Origin of the sequence: Exiguobacterium sp. SH3S3 (assembly GCF_004337115.1) — a bacterium.
Classification (GTDB): domain Bacteria; phylum Bacillota; class Bacilli; order Exiguobacteriales; family Exiguobacteriaceae; genus Exiguobacterium; species Exiguobacterium aurantiacum_A.
Genome location: NZ_SJUU01000045.1, coordinates 1 through 367, shown reverse-complemented (window position 1 = coordinate 367; position 367 = coordinate 1). Strand labels below are relative to the sequence as shown.

The 367-nt window shown below is 63.5% G+C and carries 1 protein-coding gene and 1 pseudogene; one reads left to right on the top strand and one right to left on the bottom strand.

The genetic code is table 11. The annotated features are described in order from the left end of the window. Positions 1 to 195, bottom strand: a 195-nt coding sequence (locus EVJ28_RS14300) for a hypothetical protein (protein ID WP_236634182.1), incomplete at its 3' end; no start/stop codon positions are given. A gap of 12 nt (positions 196 to 207) precedes the next feature. Here EVJ28_RS14300 and EVJ28_RS14160 point away from each other — a divergent pair. Next, a pseudogene (locus EVJ28_RS14160) lies at positions 208 to 367 on the top strand (transposase); the annotation flags it as partial.

Below are 367 nucleotides of genomic sequence, written 5' to 3'. Positions count from 1 at the left end.
CAAGCGTGCTATCAGGCATCGGCCGATGCGAAGGGGCGTTTCCCTGAGAAAGTCGATGAGCACGACATCGACCAGCTGCTCGCCTATGCGCTCGCCGTGGCGGAGACCGTAGAGTCTGAGATGCCCGAGCTGATGATGCGGGAGCACATCCGCGACAGGGTGAACCGTGTCCGCGAGCTCGCCGAGGACGCGCATGTCGAGCTACAGGTGTCCAAGGACAGCGATGCCCGGACCGGGCACAAGAGCGCCGACTCCTCCTTCTTCGGCTACAAGCATCACCTCGCGATGACGGAAGAAGGCATCATCACGGCCGTCGTCGTCACGTCAGGCGAGGCGGCGGACGGGAAGCAGTTGACTCGCCTCATCG